Source organism: Pseudomonas sp. NPDC089758 (genome assembly GCF_044748705.1).
In the GTDB taxonomy this organism is placed as follows: Bacteria; Pseudomonadota; Gammaproteobacteria; order Pseudomonadales; family Pseudomonadaceae; genus Aquipseudomonas; species Aquipseudomonas putida_X.
On the sequence record NZ_JBIVGN010000019.1, the window covers coordinates 1 to 24,655 of the forward strand.

Below are 24,655 nucleotides of genomic sequence, written 5' to 3' on the forward strand. Positions count from 1 at the left end.
GACTCCACCAGGCGCCGGTCATCGGCCTGATCGCCCACGTTCAGGGGCAAGGCACCGAAAACGCTGCCGGCGGATACCCGCTGCAGGCCGTTGACACGAATATCAGAGATGGTGAAGGACTCGGCGTGAACTTCAGCGATCATCAATGCGGAGAGGACCGCAGTTAGCAGCAGACGTTTCATGAAGTCCTTTTATTCCAACTGGCAATAAACAACCTGCCGCAATTGGCGGCAGGTTTGCAATGCGAAGCTTTTATAGTCGACCCAGATCGTTGATCAGGGCGAGCAACATCACCCCTATGACCAAACTGATACCGATCTGGACCCCCCAACCTTGAACCCGATCCGACAATGGACGACCGCGCGCCCACTCGACCAGGTAAAACAGCAAATGCCCCCCATCCAGCACTGGAATGGGCAGCAGGTTAAGAACCCCCAGGCTAATGCTCAGGTAGGCGAGGAAATTCAAGAAATCCCCCACGCCGGACTGGGCTGAAGCGCCCGCCACTTTAGCAATGGTTATCGGTCCGCTCAAGTTTTTTACCGAGAGCTCACCGAACAGCATTTTCTTCAGGGATTCGAGGGTCAGGACGCTCATGTTCCACGTCCGGGAAAGGCCCTCGCCTACCGCGTCCAGCGGACCGTAGCTGACCTCACGAAGCATGCCGGCTGGCCATTCGCCGCCTTTCACCCCGGCGCCCAGGTACCCTGCGGCAGCGGCGCCCTCACCTTTTCGAGCCAAGGTTACCGGCACATCCAGCGCCGCACCGTCGCGCTCGACACGCACCACGACCTTGGCTTCAGGGCGGGCGCGTACGCTATCGACAACCTGCTGCCAGTCACTCAAGGCCACCCCATCGAGACTCAGCAGCCTGTCGCCGGTTTTCAGCCCGGCAGCTGCCGCTGGCCCTTTTGGATCGATCTCGGCCAGCACGGGCGCCACGACCGGCCGCCAAGGCCGCAGCCCGAGCGACTGAATCGGGTCAGGCTCGTCTGCACCCTTGAGCCAGCTATCGAGCTTGACCTGCAACTGACGCTCGGCGCTGGAACCCTCATCGCGTACGCCAACATGCAATGTTCCGCTTTCGCCCAGGCGACGCACCAGCTGCAGGTTGACGGCCGACCAGCCACTGGTCGCCTTGCCATCGATGGAAACAATTTCCTGGCCGGCAACCAGGCCAGCCGATGCAGCCAGGCTGCCAGGCTCTACCGCACCGATGACCGGGCGGATCTGCTGGGTGCCGAGCATCGCCAGCAACCAGAAGAAAACGATGGCCAGCAGGAAGTTGGCAATGGGGCCTGCGGCAACGATGGCGATGCGCTGGCGAACCGATTTGCGATTGAAGGACTGGTCGGCCAGCGCTGGCGGCACTTCGCCTTCACGCTCGTCGAGCATCTTGACGTAACCGCCCAAAGGAATGGCCGCCACCACGAACTCGGTACCGTGGCGGTCATGCCAGCGCAATAGCCCGGGGCCGAAGCCCACGGAAAAGCGCAGCACCTTGACCCCGCAACGCCGAGCCACCCAGAAGTGGCCGAATTCGTGGAAAGTGACCAGTACACCCAAGGCCACCAGGGTGCCGATAATCATGTACAGCGCAGTCATGTCTTTCTCCGAATGACGTTCAGCGGAACGACTTCTCGCACATCCTCTGGGCCGGGCAGCATCAGCGACCGTGGCGCCTCAACCACTCGCGGGACAACTCTCGGGCGCGCTGATCGGCTGCAAACACCGCCTCCAGCGAAGGCACAGGCACCACGGGTTCCTGGGCCAGCACCTGTTCGATCATACTCGCGATCTCCGGGAAGCGGATACGCCGCTCAAGAAATGCATCCACGGCAACTTCGTTGGCCGCATTGAGCACCGCGGGCGCGCTATTGCCCGCCTCCGCAGCCTGCCTTGCCAGGCGCAGGCAGGGAAAGCGCAGCTCGTCGGGAGCCTGGAAATCAAGGCGAGCGATGGCGAACAGGTCCAGCGGGGCCACACCAGAATCGATCCGCTCTGGCCAGGCCAGGGCATTGGCAATGGGCGTGCGCATGTCCGGGTTACCCAACTGGGCCAGCACCGAACCGTCTACGTAGTCCACCAGGGAATGGATCACGCTCTGCGGGTGCACCACCACTTCGACCTTGCTTGGCGCCGCATCGAACAGCCAGCAGGCCTCGATCAGCTCCAGGCCCTTGTTCATCATGCTCGCCGAGTCCACGGAAATCTTGCGCCCCATGGACCAGTTCGGGTGGGCACAAGCCTGCTCTGGCGTGACATCGGCCAGCTCGGCCTGAGGGGTCTGGCGAAACGGCCCGCCCGAGGCAGTCAGTAGGATTCGGCGCACCCCCACCTGGCTCAGACCCCGGTCATAGTCACCCGGCAGGCACTGGAAGATGGCATTGTGCTCGCTGTCGATCGGCAGCAGCACTGCACCACTGCGCCGCACAGCTTCCATGAACAGCGCGCCGGACATCACCAGCGCCTCTTTGTTGGCCAACAGCACCTTCTTGCCCGCCTCGACCGCGGCCAGCGTCGGGCGCAGGCCCGCAGCGCCGACGATGGCGGCCATCACCGCATCGACTTCCGGGGCGGCAGCGACCTCGCACAGGCCCGCCTCCCCTTCCAGCACCTCGGTGGCGCAGCCCGCAGCTGCCAGGCCTTCGCGCAAGCGCACAGCGGCTTCGCCGTTCGGCACCACGGCATAGGCCGGGCGATGCAGCACGCACAGGGCCAGCAGTTGATCGATGCGCGAATAGCCGCTCAATGCAAATATCTGGTAGCGCTCGGGATGGCGGGCGATCACATCCAGGGTACTGAGGCCGATGGAGCCGGTGGCGCCCAGCACGGTAATACGCTGTAGCGCTGTCACATCACACCCCATTCGGCAGCCCACAGCAACACTGCGAACAACGGGATGGCTGCAGTCAGGCTGTCGATGCGGTCTAGCACCCCGCCATGGCCGGGCAGCAGGTTGCTGCTGTCCTTGATACCCGCGCGGCGCTTGAACATGCTCTCGGTCAGGTCACCAATCACCGATGCCATGACCACCAGCGCAGCCCCCAGGAGCCCCAGCAGAATCTGGCCGACACCCCAATCGCGAGTTATGCCGACCGCCAGCGTAATCACCAGGCTGACCGCCAGGCCGCCATAGACGCCTTCCCAGCTTTTGCCCGGGCTGACTTGCGCGGCCAGCTTGCGCTTGCCGAAAGCACGGCCCGAGAAGTAAGCGCCGATATCGGCCGCCCACACCAGCACCATGACCGAGAGAATAAGCCAGTTACCCAGCGGCCAATGCTTGAGCAACACCAGCCCTTGCCAGGCAGGTAGCAGGATCAGCAGACCGATCAGCAGACGACAGGCAGCACTGACCCACAGCTCACTGCTTCGCGGATAGGTCAGTACCAACCAGGTGGCCATGCCCCACCAGATGACCGACGCACCCAGCACCCAGGGCGCCAGGTCAGGCATCAGGTAGAGCAGCATCAGTGCACCAGCGACGACAGCGGCATAGGCAATGCGCAGGGGCTGGGCCATCAACCCGGCCAGGCGCGCCCATTCCCAGGCCGCCAGGGTCACCACGAAGCCGATGAACAGAGCGAAATCCCCGCCGTTGAGCAGGAAGAAACCACCCAGCGCGACCGGCAGCAGGATCAGCGCGGTAATGATGCGTTGTTTAAGCATTAAGCACGAGCTCCAGCCTCGACCTGCTCGCTGGTCTTACCGAAGCGGCGCTGGCGCGAAGCGAAATCGGCCAGGGCATTGCGCATGGCCTCGTGTTTGAAGTCCGGCCAGTACAGGTCGGAGAAATACAGTTCGGCGTAAGCCAACTGCCACAGCAGGAAGTTGCTGATGCGGTGCTCGCCACCCGTGCGGATGCACAGGTCCGGCAACGGCAAGTCGCCCGTCGCCAGGCAGGTTTGCAAAAGCCCGGGCGTAATGTCATCCGGACGCAGATGGCCAGCCTGAACCTCACGCGCCAGCCGCTGGGCGGCCTGGGCGATATCCCACTGCCCGCCGTAGTTGGCGGCGATCTGCAGGATGAAACGGTTATTGCCGGCGGTCTGCGCCTCGGCCTCGCGCATGGCAGCCTGCAGCTCTGGATGGAACCGCGAACGGTCGCCGATGATGCGCAGGCTGATATTGTTCTCGTTCAGGCGTTTGGCCTCGCGGCGCAGCGCCGAGAAGAACAGCTCCATCAACGCCCCCACTTCCTCGGCAGGGCGCTGCCAGTTCTCACTGGAGAAGGCGAACAGCGTCAGCACCTCGACACCGGACTTGGCGCAGACCTCGATAACCGCACGTACGGCATCGACGCCGGCCTTGTGCCCGGCTACGCCGGGCAACAGGCGCTTCTTCGCCCAGCGATTATTGCCATCCATGATGATCGCGACGTGTCGCGGCACCGAAGACGGTGCCGCCAGCTTGGTCTTTTCCATTAAAAAACCTCGGCCTTAGACGGCCAACAGGTCCTTTTCCTTGGCTTTGAACGCAGCGTCGATTTCGGCGACGAACTTGTCGGTCAGCTTCTGGATCTCGTCAGCGGCACGACGCTCTTCGTCTTCGCTGATTTCCTTGTCCTTGGTCAGCTTCTTCAGGTCGGCCAGGGCATCACGACGCACGTTGCGCACCGCAACCTTGGCATCTTCGGCAACGGCGCTGGCCTGCTTGGTGTAACCCTTGCGGGTTTCCTCGGTCAGGGCCGGCATCGGTACACGGATGGTGGTGCCGGCGCTGGACGGGTTCAGGCCCAGGTCGGAAGTCAGGATGGCCTTCTCGATGGCAGCGCTGAGGTTTTTGTCGTGGGCGACGATTTTCAGGGTGCGCGCATCTTCAACAGTGATTGCAGCGACCTGGTTCAGCGGCATTTCGCTGCCCCACGCCGTGACCTTGACGCTGTCCAGGATGCTTGGGTGGGCGCGACCGGTGCGGATGGACGCCAGGTGGCGGCCCAAGGCCTCGATAGACTTGCCCATGCGGTCCTGAGCGTCTTTCTTGATGTCGTTGATCATTTTTGAACTTCCTCGATCAGAGTTCCTTCCGCGCCGCCATGCACGATGTTCAGCAAGGCGCCGGGTTTGTTCATGTTGAAGACGCGCAGCGGCATCTTGTAGTCGCGGCAAAGGCAGATTGCCGTGAGATCCATTACACCCAGCTTGCGATCCAGCACTTCATCGTAGGTCAGATGATCGAACTTCTCGGCATGCGGGTCCTTGAATGGATCTGCAGTGTATACACCATCGACCTTGGTTGCCTTCAATACCACGTCGGCATCGATTTCGATGGCACGCAGGCACGCGGCGGAGTCGGTGGTGAAGAACGGGTTGCCGGTACCGGCAGCGAAGATTACGACTTCTTTGGCGTTCAGGTGGCGCATGGCTTTGCGGCGGTCATAGTGATCGGTCACACCCACCATGGAAATGGCCGACATGACGATAGCGGTAATGTTCGCCCGCTCCAGCGCGTCGCGCATGGCCAGGCCGTTCATTACCGTAGCCAGCATACCCATGTGGTCACCGGTAACACGGTCCATGCCGGCTGCACTGAGCGCCGCACCACGGAACAGGTTGCCACCGCCGATCACCAGGCCGACCTGGACACCGATGCCGACCAACTGGCCGACTTCCAGGGCCATACGATCCAGGACCTTGGGGTCGATCCCGAACTCTTCCGAGCCCATCAGGGCCTCGCCGCTAAGTTTGAGTAGAATGCGTTTATAGCGAGCCTGATAACCACTGCCCTGCTGAGCCATTGCGAATCTCTCCTGCGGCGTTTGTAAAATTCTGGCGGGCTGCTTGCGCTTGAGCCTGCCTGTAACTCTAACGTGACGCAGCGACTGCGTCAGCGAGCAACGGCCTTGAAAACCGCTCCCGCTTTGACAAAGAGGCTGCGCGCGTGAGCGGGCAGCCTCTTTGGGGCGACAGACGAGCCTGTCTTACTGCTTGGCGGCAGCTACCTGAGCGGCAACTTCAGCAGCGAAGTCGTCGACCGGCTTCTCGATGCCTTCGCCTACTTTGAAGTAGGTGAAGGAAACGATTTCAGCACCGGCCTTCTTGGCCAGCTCGCCGACTTTGACTTCCGGGTTCATGACGAAGGCTTGCTCTTTCAGCGAGGCTTCTGCCTTGAACTTGGTGATACGGCCGTTGATCATGTTCTCAACGATGTTTTCCGGCTTGCCAGCGATCTTGTCAGCGTTCAGCTGCAGGAAGACGTTCTTCTCGCGCTCGATGGCCTCGGCGGAGATTTCCGACGCATCCAGGAACTCTGGGTTCGAAGCTGCAACGTGCATGGCAATGTTCTTGGCCAGCTCGACGTCGCCGCCTTTGAGGACGACAACAGCACCGATCTTGTTACCGTGCAGGTAAGCACCGACAACGTCACCCTCAACGCGCACCAGGCGACGGATGTTGACGTTCTCGCCGCACTTGGCGACCAGGGCTTCACGAGCGGCTTCGCGCGAGGCGATCAGCGGAGCGGCGTCGGTCAGCTTCTGGGCGAAAGCTTCTTCAAGGCTTTCAGCGACGAAGTTCTTGAAGTCATCTTGCAGGGCCAGGAAGTCGGTCTGCGAGTTGACTTCCAGCAGGACGGCGGATTTACCGTCGGTCTTGACGGCGATCGCGCCTTCAGCAGCGACGTTGCCAGCCTTTTTGGCGGCCTTGATGGCGCCCGAGGCACGCATGTCGTCAATGGCTTTTTCGATGTCGCCGCCGGCCTTTTCCAGGGCCTTTTTGCAATCCATCATGCCTTCGCCGGTACGCTCGCGCAGTTCTTTGACCAGCGCTGCAGTAATTGCTGCCATTTCAAAATCCTCTTGGAAAGTTTTTCAACCATTCCACCCGCTCATCACGGGCGTTCAATTCTGCAAATCCGCTGTTTCAACCTCAGCCGGCCCATAATGCGGGGCGCTTGCTGACAGCAGGATTTCAAGGTGGCAAAAAGGGGGCAAAGCCCCCTTTTTGCGTGCCAAGCAGACGCTAGCGTCTATTACTCGGCAGCAGGTGCAGCCGCTTCTTCAGCGTAGACTTCGGTGCCGCCAGCAACGTTGTTGCGGCCGCGGATGACGGCGTCAGCCATCGAAGTCATGTACAGCTCGATAGCGCGAATGGCGTCATCGTTACCTGGGATGATGTAGTCAACACCTTCCGGGCTGCTGTTGGTATCGACAACGCCGATAACCGGGATGCCCAGCTTGTTGGCTTCGGTGATAGCAATGCGCTCGTGGTCAACGTCGATCACGAACAGGGCATCAGGCAGGCCGCCCATGTCCTTGATACCACCCAGGCTGCGGTCCAGCTTTTCCAGATCGCGCGAACGCATCAGGGCTTCTTTCTTGGTCAGCTTGGCAAAGGTGCCGTCTTCGGCCTGGGTTTCCAGGTCGCGCAGACGCTTGATCGAAGCGCGGATGGTTTTGTAGTTGGTCAGCATGCCGCCCAACCAGCGGTGGTCAACGTATGGCGAACCGCAACGAGCAGCTTGCTCGGCGACGATCTTGCCGGCGGAACGCTTGGTGCCGACGAACATGATCTTGTTCTTGCCCTGGGCCAGGCGCTCTACGAACGACAGAGCGTCGTTGAACATTGGCAGGGTTTTTTCCAGGTTGATGATGTGGATCTTGTTACGCGCGCCGAAAATGTACTTGCCCATTTTCGGGTTCCAGTAACGGGTCTGGTGGCCGAAGTGCACACCGGCCTTCAGCATATCGCGCATGTTGACTTGGGACATGATAGTTCCTTGATAAGTCGGGTTGGGCCTCCACGTATCCCAATGACCAACCCACGCAGCTGAACGAGAAGTTCGAGAATGCGGGGCACCCAGGTCATCGTGTCGACACGTGTGTGGGTTTGAGCTGACGGGGTCGTCCCCGAAAGCGGCGCATGTTATACCACAGACCGCCAACGAACGGAACCCGCAGCTTTAAGCTTCAAGCTGCAAGCTCCAAGCTGCAAGAGAAAGCCGACCGCAGCCCCCCCCCAAGCCACGCCGCTCAGCTTGCAGCTTGCAGCTTGCAGCTTGCAGCTTGAGGCTTGCAGCTTGAAGCTCGAAGCTTGATGCTGGGTTCACAGCCGCCCTCTGATAGAATGAGGGCCTTTTCCGTTTGTTCGCGCCACCTGCGGCGCCGTAGAGAGCCTGTAATGACCGTTACCATCAAGACCGCAGAAGACATCGAGAAGATGCGCATCGCCGGCCGCCTGGCCGCCGAAGTGCTGGAAATGATCGAAGAACACGTCAAGCCCGGTGTCACCACCGAAGAGCTCGACCGCCTGTGCCACGACTACATCGTCAACGTGCAGCAGGCCATTCCGGCACCGCTCAACTACAAGGGCTACCCGAAGTCGATCTGCACCTCGATCAACCACGTGGTCTGCCACGGCATCCCCAACGACAAGCCACTCAAGGACGGCGACACGCTGAACATCGATGTCACCGTGATCAAGGATGGCTACCACGGCGACACCAGCCGCATGTTCCACGTCGGCACCGTGCCGGTCTGGGCCGAACGCCTGTCCAAGGTCACCCAGGAATGCATGTACAAGGCCATCGAACTGGTCAAGCCAGGCTGCCGCCTGGGCGATATCGGTGAAGTGATCCAGAAGCACGCCGAAAAGAACGGTTTTTCGGTGGTGCGTGAATTCTGCGGCCACGGCATCGGCAAGGTGTTCCACGAAGAGCCGCAGATCCTCCACTACGGCCGTGCCGGCACCGGCATGGAGCTCAAAGAGGGCATGACCTTCACCATCGAACCGATGATCAACCAGGGCAAGGCCGACACCAAGGTACTGGGCGACGGCTGGACTGCCATCACCAAGGACCGCAAGCTCTCGGCGCAGTGGGAACACACCCTGGTGGTGACTGCCACCGGCTACGAGATCTTCACCCTGCGCAAGGACGACACCATCCCGCGCACTTCGGCCTGAATTCACGCCAAAGCCCCTACGACAGGAACGCGATGCATGCCCCAGGTGGATCCCGAGCTGTTCGACCGCGGCCAGTTCCAGGCGGAACTGGCCCTCAAGGCGAGCCCCATCGCCGCTTTCAAGAAGGCCATCCGCCAGGCTGGCGAGGTGCTCGACAAGCGTTTCCGTGACGGCCGTGAAATCCGTCAGCTGATCGAGGACCGTGCCTGGCTCGTCGACAACATCCTGCAACAGGCCTGGAAGCAGTTCGACTGGGGCGACGCTGACGGCATCGCGCTGGTTGCTGTAGGGGGCTATGGGCGCGGTGAACTGCACCCGCACTCGGACATCGACCTGCTGATCCTGCTGCGCGACGTCGAACACGAGCAGTACCGCGATGCCATCGAACGCTTCCTTACGCTGCTGTGGGACATCGGCCTGGAAGTGGGCCAAAGCGTGCGCACCATCGACGAGTGTGCCGAACAGGCCCGTGCCGACCTGACGGTCATCACCAACATGATGGAAAGCCGTACCATCGCCGGCCCCGAAGCCCTGCGCCAGCGCATGCTCGAGGTCACCAGCACCGCGCACATGTGGCCGAGCAAGGAGTTCTTCCTGGCCAAGCGCGCAGAGCTCAAGGCCCGCCACCATAAGTACAACGACACCGAGTACAACCTCGAGCCCAATGTAAAAGGCTCGCCCGGTGGCCTTCGCGACATCCAGACAGTCCTTTGGGTAGCCCGTCGCCAGTACGGCACCCTGAACCTGCACGCCCTCGCTGGCGAAGGCTTCCTGCTGGAAAGCGAAAACGAACTGCTGGCCTCCTCCCAGGACTTCTTGTGGAAGGTGCGCTACGCCCTGCACATGCTCGCCGGCCGCGCCGAAGACCGCCTGCTGTTCGACCACCAGCGCAGCATCGCCGCACTGCTGGGTTACAGCGACGAAAACCCCAAGCGCGCCATCGAACAGTTCATGCAGCAGTACTACCGGGTGGTGATGAGCATCAGCCAGTTGTGCGACCTGATCATCCAGCACTTCGAGGAAGTCATCCTCGCCGACGATGACAGTGGCACCACCCAGCCGCTCAATACACGCTTCCGCCTGCACGACGGCTATATCGAAGCGGTCAACGCCAACGTGTTCAAGCGCACGCCGTTCGCCATGATGGAAATCTTCGTGCTGATGGCGCAGCACCCGGAAATCAAGGGTGTGCGCGCTGACACCGTGCGCCTGCTGCGTGAGCACCGCCACCTGATCGACGACACCTTCCGCAACGATATCCGCAACACCAGCCTGTTCATCGAGCTGTTCAAGTGCGAAATCGGCATCCATCGCAACCTGCGGCGGATGAACCGCTACGGCATCCTCGGCCGCTACCTGCCAGAGTTCGGCCTGATCGTCGGGCAGATGCAGCACGACCTGTTCCACATCTATACGGTCGACGCGCACACCCTCAACCTCATCAAGCACCTGCGCAAGCTGCAATACACGCCCGTATCCGAAAAATTCCCGCTGGCCAGCAAGCTCATGGGCCGCCTGCCCAAACCTGAGCTCATCTACCTGGCCGGGCTGTACCACGACATCGGCAAAGGGCGCCAGGGCGACCACTCCGAGCTGGGCGCTGTGGATGCGAAGAAATTTTGTGAGCGCCATCAGTTGCCCGCCTGGGACAGCCGGCTGATCGTCTGGCTGGTGCAGAACCACCTGGTGATGTCCACCACCGCGCAACGCAAGGACCTGTCCGACCCGCAGGTGATCAACGACTTCGCCCTGCATGTCGGCGACGAGACGCGCCTGGACTACCTGTATGTGCTAACCGTGGCCGACATCAATGCCACCAACCCCAGCCTGTGGAACTCCTGGCGCGCCAGCCTGCTGCGCCAGCTGTACAGCGAGACCAAACGGGCCCTGCGTCGCGGCCTGGAAAACCCGCTGGACCGCGAGGAGCAGATCCGCCAGACACAAAGCGCTGCGCTGGACATCCTCGTCAGAGAGGGCACCGACCCAGACGACGTCGAGCAACTCTGGTCGCAACTGGGTGACGACTATTTCCTCAAGCACAACGCCGCTGATGTGGCCTGGCACAGTGATGCGATCCTGCAGCAGCCTGCCGACGGCGGGCCGCTGGTACTGATCAAGGAAACCACCCAGCGTGAGTTCGAGGGCGGTACGCAGATTTTCATCTATGCCCCCGACCAGCACGACTTCTTTGCCGTGACCGTAGCGGCCATGTCGCAGCTCAACCTGAACATCCATGACGCGCGCATCATCACCTCGAGCAGCCAGTTCACGCTCGACACCTACATCGTGCTCGACAATGACGGCGGCTCCATCGGTGACAACCCGCAACGGGTCAAGCAGATCCGCGACGGCCTGACCGAGGCGCTGCGCAACCCCGAGGATTACCCGACCATCATCCAGCGTCGGGTACCCCGCCAGCTCAAGCATTTCAACTTCCCGCCGCAGGTGACCATCCTCAACGATGCCCAGCGGGCGGTGACCATCCTCGAGATCACCGCGCCGGACCGCCCCGGGCTGCTGGCGCGGATCGGGCGGATCTTCCTGGAGTTCGACCTGTCACTGCAGAACGCCAAGATCGCCACCCTCGGCGAACGCGTGGAAGACGTATTCTTCATTACCGACGCCGACAACCAGCCGCTGTCCGACCCGCAGTTGTGCAGCCGCCTGCAGGAAGCGATCGTGCAACAGCTGCAGGCCGGCCAGGCCAGCGATGCCAGCCCGGCCCGCGTGACCTTTTAACGATTAGACGATTGACGAGACCTTGCGCCGATGAACCATGCCTTGACCCAGCTTCAGCCCTACCCGTTCGAGAAACTCCGCGCCCTGCTGGGCAGCGTGAAGCCTGCGGTGGACAAGCGCGCCATCGCCCTGTCGATCGGTGAGCCGAAGCACGAATCGCCGGCGTTCGTAGCCCAGGCCATGGCCGACAACCTCGACAAGCTGGCGGTCTACCCCAGCACCATCGGCCTGCCAGCGCTGCGCCAAGCCATTGGCCAGTGGTGCGAGCGCCGCTTCGGCGTACCAGCCGGCTGGCTGGACGCAGACCGCCATGTGCTGCCGGTCAACGGCACCCGTGAAGCGCTGTTCGCCTTCACCCAGGCTGTGGTCAACCGCGCCGATGATGGCCTGGTGGTCAGCCCCAACCCGTTCTACCAGATCTACGAAGGCGCGGCCCTGCTCGCCGGCGCCACGCCGCATTACCTGCCGTGCCTGGAAAACAACGGTTTCAACCCGGACTTCGATGCAGTGCCCGCCGAGGTCTGGAAGCGCTGCCAGATCCTGTTCCTGTGCTCACCGGGAAACCCCACCGGCGCACTGGTACCGATGGACACCCTGAAGAAGCTGATTGCACTGGCCGACGAGCACGATTTCGTCATCGCCGCCGACGAGTGCTACAGCGAGCTCTACTTTGACGAAGACGCCCCACCACCGGGCCTTCTCAGTGCCTGTGCCGAACTGGGCCGCAGTGATTTCAAGCGTTGCGTGGTATTCCACAGCCTGTCCAAGCGCTCCAACCTGCCGGGCCTGCGTTCGGGCTTCGTTGCCGGCGATGCGGAAATCATCAAGCCGTTCCTGCTCTACCGCACCTACCATGGCTGCGCCATGCCAGTGCAGACCCAACTGGCCAGCATCGCCGCCTGGCAGGATGAAGCGCATGTGCGCGAGAATCGCGACCAGTACCGCGCCAAATACGATGCCGTGCTGGATATCCTGCAGCCCGTGCTGGACGTACAGCGGCCCGATGGCAGCTTCTACCTGTGGGCCAAGGTGCCGGGGTGCGATGCTGACTTCACCCGCGACCTGTTCGAAGCCCAGCATGTGACGGTGGTGCCTGGTTCGTACCTGTCGCGCGAAGTGGACGGCGTCAATCCCGGGGCCGGGCGGGTACGCATGGCACTGGTCGCACCGTTGGCCGAGTGCATCGAAGCGGCTGAGCGGATTCGTGCGTTCGTGCAAAACCGTTGATCGAATGAGTACCGCACTGTAGCTCGAACGCCGGCTTACCGGCGCTTGAGCTACAGCGGTCTATTTGACTGCCCCCAGGTTCGCCTCGCTCAAGTCCAGCTCACCCAACACCTGCCGTACCACCTCGTCGCCTACCAGGTGCTGGCGATGCAGGTTATACAACTCCAGGCGCTGCGCCCTGAGCGCCCGCAGGCGCAGGCGGCGCTCCAGCAAGTCCATCTGCTCTGCCAAGGCCCTCGCCTCGGCCGTGTCGTTGTAACTGTCCAGTTCGTCGCGGTACTCGGCCATCAATCGTGCCTTGAGCTCCGTGGCCAGGGTCGCCTGCGCCGCATCCTGAGGCGCGCTGGCATCAATCACTTCCTCGGCCTCCAGGGCATGAATGGCAGCCTCGGCCGTGCGCCGCCAGGCTTCCTGCACCTCCTGATGCAGCCGCTCGTCCGGGCTGCGGGTGACGCCTTTCAAGAGAAACGGCAGCGCCACGCAGGCGCTGACCAGCGAAAGCAAGATGACGCCAGCCGCGATGAAAATCAGCAGGTCGCGCTCTGGGAAATCCTGGCCAGGCCCAATCAGCAGCGGTATCGACATCACACCCGCCAGGGTCACGGCCCCGCGCACCCCACCTAGGGTCAGCAGCCAGCATGAGCGCGCGGTGGGCATCAGTACCAGTGCCGGTTTGCCACGCCAGCGACGCACGACCCCAACCGCCCGCCAGATGCTTTGCACCCAGATGAAACGCAGCAGGATCAGCGCCGCGAAGATCGCCAGCACATCCAGGCAACGCCAGGCCAGTGTCGGCCAGAGGGTAGGCTCATGGCTGACCACTGCCTTGATGATGTCCGGCAATTGCAGGCCCAAGAGGAGGAAGATCAGGCCATTGAAGGCGAATTCCAGCAGCGACCAGACACTACGGTTGAGCAGGCGGGTGCTGGTCTGGCGCGGCAGCAGATCGAGCCAGCTCTGCATCATGCCGGCGGCGACCGCCGAGAGGATGCCCGATACCCCAAGGCGCTCGGCCAATACATAGGCGGCAAACGGCAGCAGCAGCATGAATACCACGTGAGTGGCCGGGTCATCCCAGCCACGGGCGATCATCCAGGCGCGCAGCCTGCCAATCAGCCAGCTCAGGGCCACACCCACCGCCAGCCCGCCGATGGCGACCAAGACAAAACTGAAACTGGCATCGGCCAGTGAAAATACGCCGGTGATCGCCGCTGCCAGCGCAAACTTGAAGGTCACCAGGCCAGAGGCGTCATTCATCAGCGCCTCCCCCTGAAGCATGTGCATCAGGGGAGTGGGGAGGCGGTCCTGGGTGATGGCAGAGACGGCCACGGCGTCGGTCGGCGACAAGACGGCCGCCAGGGCAAAGGCGACCGCCAGCGGGATACTCGGCAGCAGCCAATGGATGAAGTAGCCGGCACCGACCACGGTGAACAGCACCAGCCCTACAGCCAGCGCCACCACCGGCCCGCGGATGCGCCACAGTTCGCGTTTGGGGATGCGCCAGCCGTCGGCAAACAGCAACGGCGGCAGGAACAGGAAGAGGAACAGTTCAGGGTCCAGGGCCACATGCAGCCCCAGGCTCGGCCAGGCCAACAGCGCACCGGCAGCGATCTGCACCAGCGGCAGCGGCAACGGGATCACCCGCCCGACCAGTTTCGACACGCTTACCAGCGTCAGCAGGATGAGGACGGTATAGGCGGACTGCATCCGTTAAAGCTTCCTTTGTGAACCGAAATCAATCCAGGCGAAAGACCGCCATGGAAACAACATGTTAGCGCTGTGTGGCAACCCTGGGCCGCTGCACGAAAGTCGGAGGCGGCGCATGAATATGTAACATGATGATACCCGCCTAACGTGCAGATGCTGACGTTTGCCTCCACAGGTGCAATGAAATCCTGCACTTGCATACGCCCACCCCCGAGTGCTGGCTCAACTTGCAGAGCACCTACCCGCTGCGCACAGCCAGGCAGCAACAGGGCAATGAAACCATCCAGGCGGTTCACCGTTTGGTCGCTCAAGACACATCCTGACCAGTCAACAGGGCGCCTCGGGCGTGGCGCACCGAGGATCGTTCCCGCATAATCGCGTGACTGACATTCGGAAATGGAGAGATTGGGGCGGCCTGTGACCCCAATGCACACAATGACCTACACGCTCTACGGCATCAAAGCCTGCGATACCATGAAAAAAGCGCGCACCTGGCTCGAAGATCAAGCCATCGCCTACGAATTCCATGACTACAAGACTCAAGGCATCGACCGTGACAGCCTGAACCGCTGGTGCGACGAGCACGGCTGGGAAGTGATCCTCAACCGTGCCGGCACCACGTTCCGCAAGCTCGACGATACCAGCAAGGCCGACCTCGACCAGGCCAAGGCCGTCGAGCTGATGCTGGCCCAGCCGTCGATGATCAAGCGGCCGGTGCTCGACCTTGGCGCGCGCACCCTGGTCGGTTTCAAACCTGACCTGTACGCCGCTGCGCTGGCCTGAGTCCATCTACGCATCGCCCCCTATTTCGCACGAGGTAATCATATGTCCACTACCCTGTTCAGCCTGGCCTTCGGTGTCGGCTCCCAGAACCGCCAGGGCACCTGGCTGGAAGTCTTCTACGCACAGCCGCTGCTCAAGCCGAGCGCCGAGCTGGTCGCCGCTGTTGCGCCGATCCTCGGCTATGAAGGCGGCAACCACGCCATCACCTTCAGCAATGCCCAGGCCGCGCAACTGGCCGAAGCCGTCAAAGGCATCGATGCCGCCCAGGCAGCCCTGCTGACCCGCCTGGCCGAAAGCCACAAGCCGCTGGTCGCCACCCTGCTGGCCGAAGACGCTGCCCTGGCGTCGACCCCAGAGGCCTACCTGAAGCTGCACCTGCTGTCGCACCGCCTGGTCAAGCCGCACGGCGTGAGCCTGGCAGGCATCTTCCCGCTGCTGCCGAACGTCGCCTGGACCAACCAGGGCGCCGTCGACCTGGCAGAGCTGGCCGAACTGCAACTGGAGGCGCGCCTCAAAGGCGAGCTGCTGGAAGTGTTCTCGGTGGACAAGTTCCCGAAGATGACCGACTACGTGGTCCCGGCCGGCGTGCGTATCGCCGACACCGCCCGTGTGCGCCTGGGCGCCTACATCGGCGAAGGCACCACGATCATGCACGAAGGCTTCGTCAACTTTAATGCCGGCACCGAAGGCCCGGGCATGATCGAAGGCCGTGTATCGGCCGGTGTATTCGTCGGCAAGGGTTCGGACCTGGGCGGCGGCTGCTCGACCATGGGCACCCTGTCCGGTGGTGGCAATATCGTCATCAAGGTCGGTGAAGGTTGCCTGATCGGCGCCAACGCCGGCATCGGCATCCCGCTGGGCGACCGCAACACCGTCGAAGCTGGCCTGTACATCACAGCCGGCACCAAGGTAAACCTGCTCGACGAAAACAATGAGCTGGTCAAAGTGGTCAAGGCGCGCGACCTGGCTGGCCAGACCGACCTGCTGTTCCGCCGCAACTCGCTCAACGGCGCCGTCGAGTGCAAGACGCACAAATCGGCGATCGAGCTGAACGAGGCGCTGCACGCCCACAACTGAGAACTCCCCAAGGGTTCGAAGTGTTAAGATCGGGTCTGGCGCACTCACGCCAGACCCGATTTTCATTCCAGGCCCCGTGATCATGTTCCAGCCCTCCCCCTGGCGTGCCGATTTCCCCGCCATCGACGCCCTGCAACGCCAGCACCAGACCTACCTGGACAGCGCTGCCACCACCCAGAAGCCCCAGGCCCTGCTCGATGCCCTTAGCCACTATTACGGCCACGGCGCAGCCAATGTGCACCGTGCCCAGCACCTGCCGGGCGCACTGGCGACCCAGGCGTTCGAAACCAGCCGCGACAAGGTCGCCGCCTGGCTCAACGCTGCCCAATCGCGGCAGGTCATCTTCACCCACGGCGCCACGTCGGCCCTGAACCTGTTGGCCTATGGCCTGGAACACCGTTTCGAGGCAGGCGACGAAATCGCGGTGAGCGCGCTGGAGCACCATGCCAACCTGCTGCCCTGGCAGCAACTGGCGCGGCGGCGCAACCTGCGCCTGGTGGTGCTGCCACTGGATGAGCATGGCCGCATCGACCTTGAGCAGGCGCTGCAGTTGATTGGCCCGCGTACTCGCGTGCTTGCGGTCAGCCAGTTGTCCAACGTGCTCGGCACTTGGCAGCCGCTGCCAGCGTTACTCGCCCATGCCCGGGCCCAAGGGGCGCTGACGGTGGTCGATGGCGCCCAGGGTGTGGTGCATGGCCGCCACGATGTTCAGCAACTGGGCTGTGATTTCTACGTATTCTCCAGCCACAAACTGTATGGCCCGGAAGGGGTCGGCGTACTTTATGGCCGTGCGCAGGCGCTGGAACTGCTGCGCCACTGGCAGTTCGGCGGTGAAATGGTACAGCTGGCTGACTACCAGAGTGCCAGCTTCCGCCCCGCACCGCTGGGCTTCGAGGCTGGCACCCCGCCGATCGCCGGGGTGATCGGCCTGGGGGCGACGCTCGATTACCTGGCCAGCCTCGATGGCCAGGCCGTCGAGAACCACGAGACCCACCTTCATCATCACCTGCTGCGCGGGCTGGCCGACCGTGACGGGGTGCGGGTGTTGGGCGCGCCACAGGCTGCCTTGGCCAGCTTTGTCATCGAAGGCGTGCACAATGCCGACATCGCCCACCTGCTGACAGAGCAAGGCATTGCCGTACGTGCCGGCCATCACTGCGCCATGCCACTGCTCAAGGGGCTGGGGCTCGAAGGCGCGATTCGGGTATCGCTGGGCATGTACAACGACAGCGATGACCTGCAACGTTTCTTCGATGCCCTCGATCAAGGCCTGGAGCTGTTGCGATGAGCCTGCCAGTACGCGCCCAAGCAGTATTGGAGCGTTTCGAGCAGGCCCGCGGCTGGGAGCAGCGTGCCCGGCTTCTGATGCAGATGGGTGAGCAACTGGAACCGCTGAGCGATACGCAAAAAGCCGAGGACAACCGCGTGCACGGCTGTGAAAGCCTGGTATGGCTGGTAGCTGAACAGCACGACGGCCAGTGGCAGTTCAAGGCGAGCAGCGATGCGCGACTGTTACGTGGCCTGCTGGCAGTGCTGCTGGTGCGGGTGCAAGGGCTGGACAGCCGCGAACTGGCGGCGCTTGATCTGCGCGAGTGGTTTACCCAGTTGGGGTTGGAGCGGCAGTTGTCGCCATCGCGCAGCAATGGCCTGCATGCAGTGTTGCTGCGCATGGCCGAGCTGGTTTCAGACCACTGAACCCAGCTCGGCCGTGCGCCTCACTCGGCCTTGACCCGCTCTGACGGGCGCCGGGCGCCAGCCACCAGCTTTTCCACGGCCTTGCTCGCCGCCACCATGCCAAAGGTCGCCGTCACCATCATCACCGCGCCAAAGCCCCCGGCGCAGTCAAGGCGCACACCCTCGCCCACGAAGCTCTTCTGCAGGCACACGCTGCCATCGCCCTTGGGGTAGCGCAGCTGTTCGCTGGAGAACACACACGGCACCCCGTAATTGCGGCTGACGTTGCGCGAAAAGTTGTAGTCACGCCGCAGGGTCGAACGTACCCGCGATGCCAGCGGGTCGTTGAAGGTCTTGTTGAGGTCGCCGATCTGAATCTGTGTGGGGTCGATCTGCCCCCCTGCGCCGCCGGTGGTGACGATCGCGATCTTGCGCCGCCGGCACCAGGCAATGAGCGCGGCCTTGGCCATCACGCTGTCAATGCAGTCGACGACGCAATCGAGCTGCTCGGTGATGTACTCAGCCATGGTGTCGCGGGTGACGAAGTCAGCCACCGCATGCACCGTGCAGGCCGGGTTGATCGCACGCAGACGCTCGGCCATCACCTCGACCTTGGGGCGCCCCACCTGCCCTTCCAGGGCATGGGCCTGGCGGTTGGTGTTGCTGACACAGACATCATCCAGATCGAACAAGGTGATCTCACCCACGCCACTGCGCGCCAGCGCCTCGGCCACCCAGGAGCCCACCCCGCCGATACCGACGACCGCCACGTGGGCCTGGTTCAGGCGTTGCAGCCCCTCGTCGCCGTACAGCCGGCCAACGCCGGCAAAGCGTGGATCTTCTGTGCTCATGTTCGTACCCCGAAGCTCATACCGCCAAAACGGCGCGCATTATAGGCCAGCAGCGCCGATGACCTCCATCGTTAGGAAAACACCTACTGATCCTGCTTTAATGTCCTACTACCTCGACAGATATGGACGACAATGTCATCTCGCAAATTCGGCTTGAACCTGGTGATTGTCCTGGCCATCGCCGCACTGTTCACCGGGTTCTGGGCGCTGGTCAATCGGCCGGTTTCTGCGCCGGCCTGGCCTGAGCAGATATCAGGTTTCTCGTACTCGCCATTTCGTCTGGGGGAAAGCCCGCAAAAAGGCCAATACCCAACCGACGCCGAGCTGCGCCAAGACCTGGAGCAGATGAGCAAGCTGACCGACAGCATCCGTATCTATACCGTCGAAGGCACCCAGGCCGATATCCCGCGCCTGGCTGAGGAGCTTGGGCTGCGCGTCACCCTGGGCATCTGGATCAGCCCGGACCTGGAGCGCAACGAGCGTGAGATCGCCACCGCCATCGAACTGGCCAACACCTCGCGCAGTGTGGTTCGCGTGGTGGTCGGCAACGAAGCGCTGTTTCGCGAAGAAGTCACGCCCGAAGCCTTGATCCAGTACCTCGACCGGGTGCGAGCCGCAGTCAAGGTGCCGGTAACCACCAGTGAACAGTGGCACATCTGGAAGGAACACCCGGAACTGGCCAAGCATGTCGACCTGATCGCCGCGCACATCCTGCCCTACTGGGAATTCGTGCCCATGAAGGATTCCGTGGAGTTCGTCCTGGATCGGGCCCGTGAGCTGAAACAACAGTTTCCGCGCAAGCCATTGCTGCTCTCGGAAGTCGGCTGGCCGAGCAACGGCCGCATGCGCGGCGGCGCCGACGCGACCCAGGCCGACCAAGCCATCTACCTGCGCACGCTGGTCAACACCCTCAACCGCCGCGGCTACAACTATTTCGTCATCGAAGCCTACGACCAACCCTGGAAAGCCAGTGACGAGGGCTCGGTGGGCGCCTACTGGGGCGTATTCAATGCCCAACGCCAGCAAAAATTCAATTTTGAAGGGCCGGTGGTGGCGATACCGCAATGGCGTGCGCTGGCGGTCGCCTCGGTGGTGTTGGCGATGATCGCCCTGACCGTATTGCTGATCGACGGCTCGGCCTTGCGCCAACGCGGGCGAACGTTCCTCACCTTCATCACCTTCCTCTGTGGGTCAGTGCTGGTGTGGATCGGTTACGACTACAGCCAGCAGTACAGCACCTGGTTCAGCCTGACTGTCGGCGTGCTGCTGGCGCTCGGCGCGCTCGGCGTATTCATCGTGCTATTGACCGAGGCGCACGAGTTGGCCGAGGCGGTGTGGATTCACAAACGCCGCCGGGAGTTTCTGCCGGTGCAGGGCGACAGCGCCTACCGGCCCAAGGTCTCGGTACATGTACCGTGCTACAACGAACCGCCCGAGATGGTCAAACAGACACTCGACGCCCTGGCCGCCCTGGATTACCCGGACTACGAAGTGCTGGTGATCGATAACAACACCAAGGATCCAGCCGTTTGGGAGCCGCTCAAGGCCCATTGCGAAAAGCTCGGCGAGCGCTTCAAGTTCTTCCACGTCGCGCCGTTGGCCGGGTTCAAGGGCGGTGCGCTGAACTACCTGCTGCCGCACACCGCCAAGGATGCCGAAGTGATCGCAGTGATCGACTCGGACTACTGCGTGGACCGCAACTGGCTCAAGCACATGGTGCCGCATTTCGCCGACCCGAAGATCGCCGTAGTGCAGTCGCCCCAGGACTACCGCGACCAGCATGAGAGCGCCTTCAAGAAGCTTTGCTACAGCGAGTACAAAGGCTTCTTCCACATCGGCATGGTCACCCGGAACGACCGTGACGCGATCATTCAGCACGGCACCATGACCATGACCCGGCGCACCGTGCTGGAAGAACTGGGCTGGGCCGAATGGTGCATCTGCGAAGACGCCGAACTGGGCCTGCGGGTGTTCGAGAAAGGCCTGTCGGCTGCCTACGCCCACAACAGCTATGGCAAGGGCCTGATGCCCGACACCTTCATCGACTTCAAGAAGCAGCGTTTCCGCTGGGCCTATGGCGCCATCCAGATCATCAAGCACCACGCCGCCGCCCTGCTGCGCGGCAAGGGCAGCGAGCTGACCCGTGGCCAGCGCTATCATTTCCTGGCCGGCTGGCTACCCTGGGTCGCCGATGGCATGAACATCTTCTTCACGGTCGGTGCCCTGCTCTGGTCGGCGGCGATGATCATCGTGCCGCACCGGGTCGATCCCCCCCTGATGATCTTCGCCATCCCGCCACTGGCGCTGTTCTTCTTCAAGGTCGCCAAAATCATCTTCCTTTACCGCCGGGCGGTCGGGGTCAACCTCAAGGACGCATTCGCAGCGGCCCTGGCGGGGCTGGCACTGTCGCACACCATCGCCAAGGCGGTGCTGTACGGGTTCTTCACCAGCAGCATGCCGTTCTTCCGCACGCCGAAAAATGCCGACAGCCATGGGCTGCTGGTCGCGATTTCCGAAGCGCGCGAAGAACTGTTCATCATGCTGCTGCTGTGGGGAGCGGCAGCCGGGATCTACCTGGTGCAAGGGTTGCCGAGCTCGGACATGCGCTTCTGGGTCGCGATGCTGCTGGTGCAGTCACTGCCTTACCTGGCGGCGCTGGTAATGGCACTGCTGTCGTCGCTGCCCAAGCCCGAGCACAAAATGGCCGAGCCTCAGGAGGCTTGAGCATCGCGGGGCCGCGCAGCGGCCCAAAGCACCGTGCCGACAAACCTTGTTTGATATAAGATAACGCCCCTCGTTTTTCCGCCTTGCCTTGCCCCGGAGTTCCCCATGACGGCCCCAGCCGAGCTCTCGCCCACCCTCCAACTGGCCTGCGACCTGATCCGTCGCCCCTCGGTCACCCCTGTCGACGCCGACTGCCAGGCGCAGATGATGAACCGCTTGGGCGCCGTGGGCTTCCAGCTCGAACCGATGCGCATCGAAGACGTCGACAACTTCTGGGCCACCCATGGTAACCAGGACGGGCCGGTGCTGTGCTTCGCCGGCCACACCGATGTGGTCCCTACCGGCCCGGTACAGCAGTGGCAGCATGAGCCGTTCGAGGCACTGATCGATGCCGATGGCATGCTCTGCGGGCGTGGCGCTGCCGACATGAAGGGCAGCCTGGCCTCCATGGTGGTCGCCAGCGAGCGGTTCGTGCAGGACTACCCGAACCACCGCGGCAGGGTCGCGTTCCTGATCACCAGCGATGAAGAGGGCCCGGCACACCATGGCACCAAGGCTGTGGTCGAGCGCCTGATCGCGCGCAACGAGCGTCTGGACTGGTGCATCGTCGGCGAGCCGTCGAGCACCAGCCTGCTCGGTGACGTGGTCAAGAACGGCCGCCGTGGCTCGCTTGGCGCCAAACTGACCGTGCGCGGCAAACAAGGCCATGTGGCCTACCCGCACCTGGCACGCAACCCGATCCACCTGGCCGCACCAGCACTGGCGGAGCTGGCCGCCGAACACTGGGATGAAGGCAACGCGTTCTTCCCACCGACCAGTTTCCAGATCTCCAACCTCAATTCCGGTACCGGCGCCACCAATGTGGTGCCGGGTGATCTGACCGCGCTGTTCAATTTCCGCTTCTCCACCGAGTCGACGGTCGAAGGCCTGCAGGCGCGAGTCTCGGCAATCCTCGACAAGCATGAACTGGACTGGTCGATCGACTGGGCGCTTTCGGGCCTGCCATTCCTCACCGAGCCCGGTGAACTGCTCGATGCCGTTTCGGCCAGCATCAAGGGGGTCACCGGCCGTGATACTCAGCCGTCCACCAGCGGGGGCACGTCCGATGGCCGGTTCATCGCCACCATGGGCACCCAGGTCGTCGAACTGGGCCCGGTCAATGCAACCATCCACCAGGTCGACGAACGCATCCTGGCCAGCGACCTCGACCTGCTGACCGAGATCTACTACCAGACCCTGGTGCGGTTGCTCGCCTGATGCTCGCCTGCCCTATTTGCCAGGCGTCACTGACGCGGCTCGACAACGGTGTGGTGTGCCCGGCCGGCCACCGCTTCGACCGTGCCCGCCAGGGTTACCTGAACCTGCTGCCTGTGCAGCACAAGAACAGCCGTGACCCTGGCGACAATCAGGCCATGGTCGAAGCGCGCCGGGACTTCCTCGATGCCGGCCATTACGCGCCCGTGGCCCGTCGCCTGGCTGAACTGGCCGCCGAGCGCCAGCCTGGCGCCTGGCTGGACATTGGCTGCGGCGAAGGCTATTACACCGCGCAACTCGCCCAGGCCCTGCCACAGGCCGACGGCTACGCCCTGGACATCTCGCGGGAGGCCGTCAAACGTGCCTGCCGCCGCGACCCTTCGGTCACCTGGATGGTCGCCAGCATGGCCCGCGTACCCATGGCCGATGCCAGTTGCCAGTTCATCGCCAGCGTGTTCAGCCCGCTGGACTGGGCCGAGGCCCAGCGCCTGCTGAGCCCGGGTGGCGGCCTGATGCGGGTGGGCCCGACCAGCGGCCACCTGATGGAATTGCGCGAAGTGCTCTACGATGAAGTACGCCCTTATGCCGACGACAAACACCTGGCCCTGGCCCCCCAGGGCATGGCCCATACCCACAGCGAAACCCTTGAGTTCCGGCTGAGCCTGGCGGCCCCCAAAGCCCGTGCCGACCTGCTGGCCATGACCCCACACGGCTGGCGCGCCAGTGCCGAGAAACGTGCGCGGGTGATAGACCAGCCCGAGCCCTTCGACGTCACGGTTTCGATGCGTTATGACTATTTCGTGCGCCAAGACTGAGCACACCTGGAGCCCTTATGCGCCAACCTGATATCGAGATCTACCTGAAGGACGCTGACGTCGACCACAAGCAGATTGCCCAATGGCTCGGCGAAGCCATTGGCCCCTGCAGCGAATGGCAGCAGAAAGGCCAGACCTTCAAATGCAAGGCCGGTAACATTCCGGTCACCTGGTTACCCAAGGCTGTAGGGAAATGGAACAGCCTGTACCTGGAAAGCGACCAGACGCCATGGGACGATGACGTCGCCTGCGCCCGCGCCGCATTCGCCGCACTGGGCGTGGAAGTGCGCTGCGCGCCAGGTGGCTGGGTCGAGGAAGATGGCGAGGAAGATGCCGATCGCTGGATCCGCATCAGCGCTGACGGTGAAGAGGAGATCACCTGGCGTACCTCGTGAGCAGCACGCTACAAAAGAGTTCGCATCAGGCTGCAAGTTACACGGTCAACTTGCAGCTTGAAGCTTGAAGCTTGAGGCTCGAAGCGCAGGACTCAGAGCCCTACGACGTCCTCGGCTTGCAGGCCTTTCTGGCCCTGCACGCAGGAGTACTCGACCCGCTGCCCTTCGACCAGGGTACGATGCCCCTCACCGCGGATCGCCCGATAATGGACGAATACATCCGCACCACCTTCGCGCTGAATGAAGCCAAAGCCCTTGGCATCGTTGAACCACTTTACATTCCCAGTCTCACGAGACGACATCTGAACTACTCCGGATTTTTATTGTGAAGATCGCCTTGTAGACACAGGGTTTCCTCCCCGTGCCGACGCCGCTTGCCGAAATATCCTGCAAGTGGCAGGCCGAGTATATGCCACAGAACAAATAATTTTCATGACCGCCGCGCCCTTTGCAGGATTTTGCTGAACTTACGCAGATACGGCAGACTAACCGTTTGCACATTCACTGAA

22 protein-coding genes and 1 pseudogene are annotated in these 24,655 nt (G+C 62.6%); 11 read left to right on the forward strand and 12 right to left on the reverse strand.

What is annotated here, in order from left to right:
• The 9 genes and pseudogenes from ACIPZH_RS21840 to rpsB all read right to left on the reverse strand — a co-directional run.
• Positions 1-182: pseudogene (locus tag ACIPZH_RS21840) on the reverse strand (outer membrane assembly protein); the annotation flags it as partial.
• 70 nt (positions 183-252) lie between these two features.
• On the reverse strand, positions 253-1,605 hold the full coding sequence (rseP, locus tag ACIPZH_RS21845) for an RIP metalloprotease RseP (RefSeq protein ID WP_400637811.1): 1,353 nt from the start codon (positions 1,603-1,605) through the stop codon (positions 253-255).
• Positions 1,606-1,666: 61 nt separating this feature from the next.
• On the reverse strand, positions 1,667-2,857 hold the full coding sequence (gene ispC, locus ACIPZH_RS21850; protein WP_400637813.1) for a 1-deoxy-D-xylulose-5-phosphate reductoisomerase: 1,191 nt from the start codon (positions 2,855-2,857) through the stop codon (positions 1,667-1,669).
• Positions 2,854-3,669: a phosphatidate cytidylyltransferase gene (locus ACIPZH_RS21855; protein ID WP_400626349.1), complete on the reverse strand. Its 816-nt coding sequence runs from the start codon at positions 3,667-3,669 to the stop codon at positions 2,854-2,856. The genes ispC and ACIPZH_RS21855 overlap by 4 nt, the downstream gene beginning before the upstream one ends.
• Positions 3,669-4,424 (reverse strand): polyprenyl diphosphate synthase, encoded by a 756-nt coding sequence (gene uppS, locus ACIPZH_RS21860; RefSeq protein ID WP_241804412.1) that lies wholly within the window; start codon positions 4,422-4,424, stop codon positions 3,669-3,671. The genes ACIPZH_RS21855 and uppS overlap by 1 nt, the downstream gene beginning before the upstream one ends.
• A 15-nt stretch (positions 4,425-4,439) precedes the next feature.
• On the reverse strand, positions 4,440-4,997 hold the full coding sequence (gene frr, locus ACIPZH_RS21865; protein WP_241804411.1) for a ribosome recycling factor: 558 nt from the start codon (positions 4,995-4,997) through the stop codon (positions 4,440-4,442).
• A complete protein-coding gene (pyrH, locus tag ACIPZH_RS21870) occupies positions 4,994-5,737 on the reverse strand; it encodes a UMP kinase (RefSeq protein WP_400637815.1) in 744 nt (247 codons plus the stop codon). Before pyrH ends, frr begins: the two co-directional genes overlap by 4 nt.
• A 183-nt stretch (positions 5,738-5,920) precedes the next feature.
• Positions 5,921-6,784: a translation elongation factor Ts gene (gene tsf / locus ACIPZH_RS21875; RefSeq protein ID WP_008094914.1), complete on the reverse strand. Its 864-nt coding sequence runs from the start codon at positions 6,782-6,784 to the stop codon at positions 5,921-5,923.
• A gap of 185 nt (positions 6,785-6,969) precedes the next feature.
• A complete protein-coding gene (rpsB, locus tag ACIPZH_RS21880) occupies positions 6,970-7,707 on the reverse strand; it encodes a 30S ribosomal protein S2 (protein ID WP_012315900.1) in 738 nt (245 codons plus the stop codon).
• Positions 7,708-8,117: 410 nt separating this feature from the next.
• Between rpsB and map the strand changes: the two genes are divergently transcribed.
• The 3 genes from map to dapC are packed head-to-tail and all read left to right on the forward strand — an operon-like array spanning position 8,118 to position 12,866.
• Positions 8,118-8,900 carry a type I methionyl aminopeptidase gene (map, locus tag ACIPZH_RS21885; protein ID WP_004375406.1) on the forward strand — a complete coding sequence of 261 codons (783 nt, stop codon included), beginning with the start codon at positions 8,118-8,120 and terminating at the stop codon, positions 8,898-8,900.
• A 36-nt stretch (positions 8,901-8,936) separates the two neighbouring features.
• Positions 8,937-11,639: a [protein-PII] uridylyltransferase gene (locus ACIPZH_RS21890; RefSeq protein WP_267818232.1), complete on the forward strand. Its 2,703-nt coding sequence runs from the start codon at positions 8,937-8,939 to the stop codon at positions 11,637-11,639.
• Positions 11,640-11,669: 30 nt separating this feature from the next.
• Positions 11,670-12,866: a succinyldiaminopimelate transaminase gene (dapC, locus tag ACIPZH_RS21895; protein ID WP_400637816.1), complete on the forward strand. Its 1,197-nt coding sequence runs from the start codon at positions 11,670-11,672 to the stop codon at positions 12,864-12,866.
• Positions 12,867-12,926: 60 nt separating this feature from the next.
• Here the strand turns inward: dapC and ACIPZH_RS21900 are convergent, their stop codons facing one another.
• Complete coding sequence (locus tag ACIPZH_RS21900) at positions 12,927-14,573, reverse strand: Na+/H+ antiporter (protein ID WP_400637817.1); 1,647 nt, start codon at positions 14,571-14,573, stop codon at positions 12,927-12,929.
• 435 nt (positions 14,574-15,008) lie between these two features.
• Here ACIPZH_RS21900 and ACIPZH_RS21905 point away from each other — a divergent pair, with 435 nt between their 5' ends.
• The 4 genes from ACIPZH_RS21905 to ACIPZH_RS21920 all read left to right on the forward strand — a co-directional run bounded on the left by ACIPZH_RS21905 (position 15,009) and on the right by ACIPZH_RS21920 (position 18,128).
• On the forward strand, positions 15,009-15,356 hold the full coding sequence (locus tag ACIPZH_RS21905) for an ArsC family reductase (RefSeq protein ID WP_241804440.1): 348 nt from the start codon (positions 15,009-15,011) through the stop codon (positions 15,354-15,356).
• A 42-nt stretch (positions 15,357-15,398) separates the two neighbouring features.
• Positions 15,399-16,433, forward strand: coding sequence for a 2,3,4,5-tetrahydropyridine-2,6-dicarboxylate N-succinyltransferase (gene dapD / locus ACIPZH_RS21910; RefSeq protein WP_241804406.1), 1,035 nt, complete (start codon positions 15,399-15,401; stop codon positions 16,431-16,433).
• A gap of 82 nt (positions 16,434-16,515) precedes the next feature.
• Entirely contained in the window at positions 16,516-17,721 is a 1,206-nt protein-coding gene (locus tag ACIPZH_RS21915; RefSeq protein ID WP_241804405.1) for a cysteine desulfurase, read from the forward strand.
• Positions 17,718-18,128 (forward strand): SufE family protein, encoded by a 411-nt coding sequence (locus ACIPZH_RS21920; protein ID WP_400637819.1) that lies wholly within the window; start codon positions 17,718-17,720, stop codon positions 18,126-18,128. Before ACIPZH_RS21915 ends, ACIPZH_RS21920 begins: the two co-directional genes overlap by 4 nt.
• Before the next feature lie 20 nt (positions 18,129-18,148).
• Here ACIPZH_RS21920 and tcdA read toward each other — a convergent pair whose 3' ends face one another.
• Positions 18,149-18,958, reverse strand: coding sequence for a tRNA cyclic N6-threonylcarbamoyladenosine(37) synthase TcdA (gene tcdA, locus ACIPZH_RS21925; protein ID WP_241804403.1), 810 nt, complete (start codon positions 18,956-18,958; stop codon positions 18,149-18,151).
• A gap of 132 nt (positions 18,959-19,090) precedes the next feature.
• Between tcdA and ACIPZH_RS21930 the strand changes: the two genes are divergently transcribed.
• The 4 genes from ACIPZH_RS21930 to ACIPZH_RS21945 all read left to right on the forward strand — a co-directional run bounded on the left by ACIPZH_RS21930 (position 19,091) and on the right by ACIPZH_RS21945 (position 24,146).
• Positions 19,091-21,682 (forward strand): glycosyltransferase, encoded by a 2,592-nt coding sequence (locus tag ACIPZH_RS21930; protein WP_400637821.1) that lies wholly within the window; start codon positions 19,091-19,093, stop codon positions 21,680-21,682.
• Between the two features lie 105 nt (positions 21,683-21,787).
• A complete protein-coding gene (dapE, locus tag ACIPZH_RS21935) occupies positions 21,788-22,939 on the forward strand; it encodes a succinyl-diaminopimelate desuccinylase (RefSeq protein WP_400637822.1) in 1,152 nt (383 codons plus the stop codon).
• Positions 22,939-23,751 (forward strand): putative RNA methyltransferase, encoded by an 813-nt coding sequence (locus ACIPZH_RS21940; protein ID WP_400626330.1) that lies wholly within the window; start codon positions 22,939-22,941, stop codon positions 23,749-23,751. Before dapE ends, ACIPZH_RS21940 begins: the two co-directional genes overlap by 1 nt.
• Positions 23,752-23,768: 17 nt before the next feature.
• On the forward strand, positions 23,769-24,146 hold the full coding sequence (locus tag ACIPZH_RS21945) for a hypothetical protein (RefSeq protein ID WP_241804399.1): 378 nt from the start codon (positions 23,769-23,771) through the stop codon (positions 24,144-24,146).
• Positions 24,147-24,238: 92 nt separating this feature from the next.
• Here ACIPZH_RS21945 and ACIPZH_RS21950 read toward each other — a convergent pair whose 3' ends face one another.
• Positions 24,239-24,448: a cold-shock protein gene (locus tag ACIPZH_RS21950; RefSeq protein WP_012315914.1), complete on the reverse strand. Its 210-nt coding sequence runs from the start codon at positions 24,446-24,448 to the stop codon at positions 24,239-24,241.
• Positions 24,449-24,655: the final 207 nt, after the last annotated feature.

Bases quoted from the DNA above. Each gene is read 5' to 3' on its own strand.
- rseP (WP_400637811.1), bottom strand. From the start codon at position 1,605: ATGACTGCGCTGTACATGATTATCGGCACCCTGGTGGCCTTGGGTGTA.
- ACIPZH_RS21855 (WP_400626349.1), bottom strand. From the start codon at position 3,669: ATGCTTAAACAACGCATCATTACCGCGCTGATCCTGCTGCCGGTCGCG.
- uppS (WP_241804412.1), bottom strand. From the start codon at position 4,424: ATGGAAAAGACCAAGCTGGCGGCACCGTCTTCGGTGCCGCGACACGTC.
- frr (WP_241804411.1), bottom strand. From the start codon at position 4,997: ATGATCAACGACATCAAGAAAGACGCTCAGGACCGCATGGGCAAGTCT.
- pyrH (WP_400637815.1), bottom strand. From the start codon at position 5,737: ATGGCTCAGCAGGGCAGTGGTTATCAGGCTCGCTATAAACGCATTCTA.
- tsf (WP_008094914.1), bottom strand. From the start codon at position 6,784: ATGGCAGCAATTACTGCAGCGCTGGTCAAAGAACTGCGCGAGCGTACC.
- rpsB (WP_012315900.1), bottom strand. From the start codon at position 7,707: ATGTCCCAAGTCAACATGCGCGATATGCTGAAGGCCGGTGTGCACTTC.
- map (WP_004375406.1), top strand. From the start codon at position 8,118: ATGACCGTTACCATCAAGACCGCAGAAGACATCGAGAAGATGCGCATC.
- ACIPZH_RS21890 (WP_267818232.1), top strand. From the start codon at position 8,937: ATGCCCCAGGTGGATCCCGAGCTGTTCGACCGCGGCCAGTTCCAGGCG.
- dapC (WP_400637816.1), top strand. From the start codon at position 11,670: ATGAACCATGCCTTGACCCAGCTTCAGCCCTACCCGTTCGAGAAACTC.
- ACIPZH_RS21900 (WP_400637817.1), bottom strand. From the start codon at position 14,573: ATGCAGTCCGCCTATACCGTCCTCATCCTGCTGACGCTGGTAAGCGTG.
- ACIPZH_RS21905 (WP_241804440.1), top strand. From the start codon at position 15,009: ATGACCTACACGCTCTACGGCATCAAAGCCTGCGATACCATGAAAAAA.
- dapD (WP_241804406.1), top strand. From the start codon at position 15,399: ATGTCCACTACCCTGTTCAGCCTGGCCTTCGGTGTCGGCTCCCAGAAC.
- ACIPZH_RS21915 (WP_241804405.1), top strand. From the start codon at position 16,516: ATGTTCCAGCCCTCCCCCTGGCGTGCCGATTTCCCCGCCATCGACGCC.
- ACIPZH_RS21920 (WP_400637819.1), top strand. From the start codon at position 17,718: ATGAGCCTGCCAGTACGCGCCCAAGCAGTATTGGAGCGTTTCGAGCAG.
- tcdA (WP_241804403.1), bottom strand. From the start codon at position 18,958: ATGAGCACAGAAGATCCACGCTTTGCCGGCGTTGGCCGGCTGTACGGC.
- ACIPZH_RS21930 (WP_400637821.1), top strand. From the start codon at position 19,091: ATGTCATCTCGCAAATTCGGCTTGAACCTGGTGATTGTCCTGGCCATC.
- dapE (WP_400637822.1), top strand. From the start codon at position 21,788: ATGACGGCCCCAGCCGAGCTCTCGCCCACCCTCCAACTGGCCTGCGAC.
- ACIPZH_RS21940 (WP_400626330.1), top strand. From the start codon at position 22,939: ATGCTCGCCTGCCCTATTTGCCAGGCGTCACTGACGCGGCTCGACAAC.
- ACIPZH_RS21945 (WP_241804399.1), top strand. From the start codon at position 23,769: ATGCGCCAACCTGATATCGAGATCTACCTGAAGGACGCTGACGTCGAC.
- ACIPZH_RS21950 (WP_012315914.1), bottom strand. From the start codon at position 24,448: ATGTCGTCTCGTGAGACTGGGAATGTAAAGTGGTTCAACGATGCCAAG.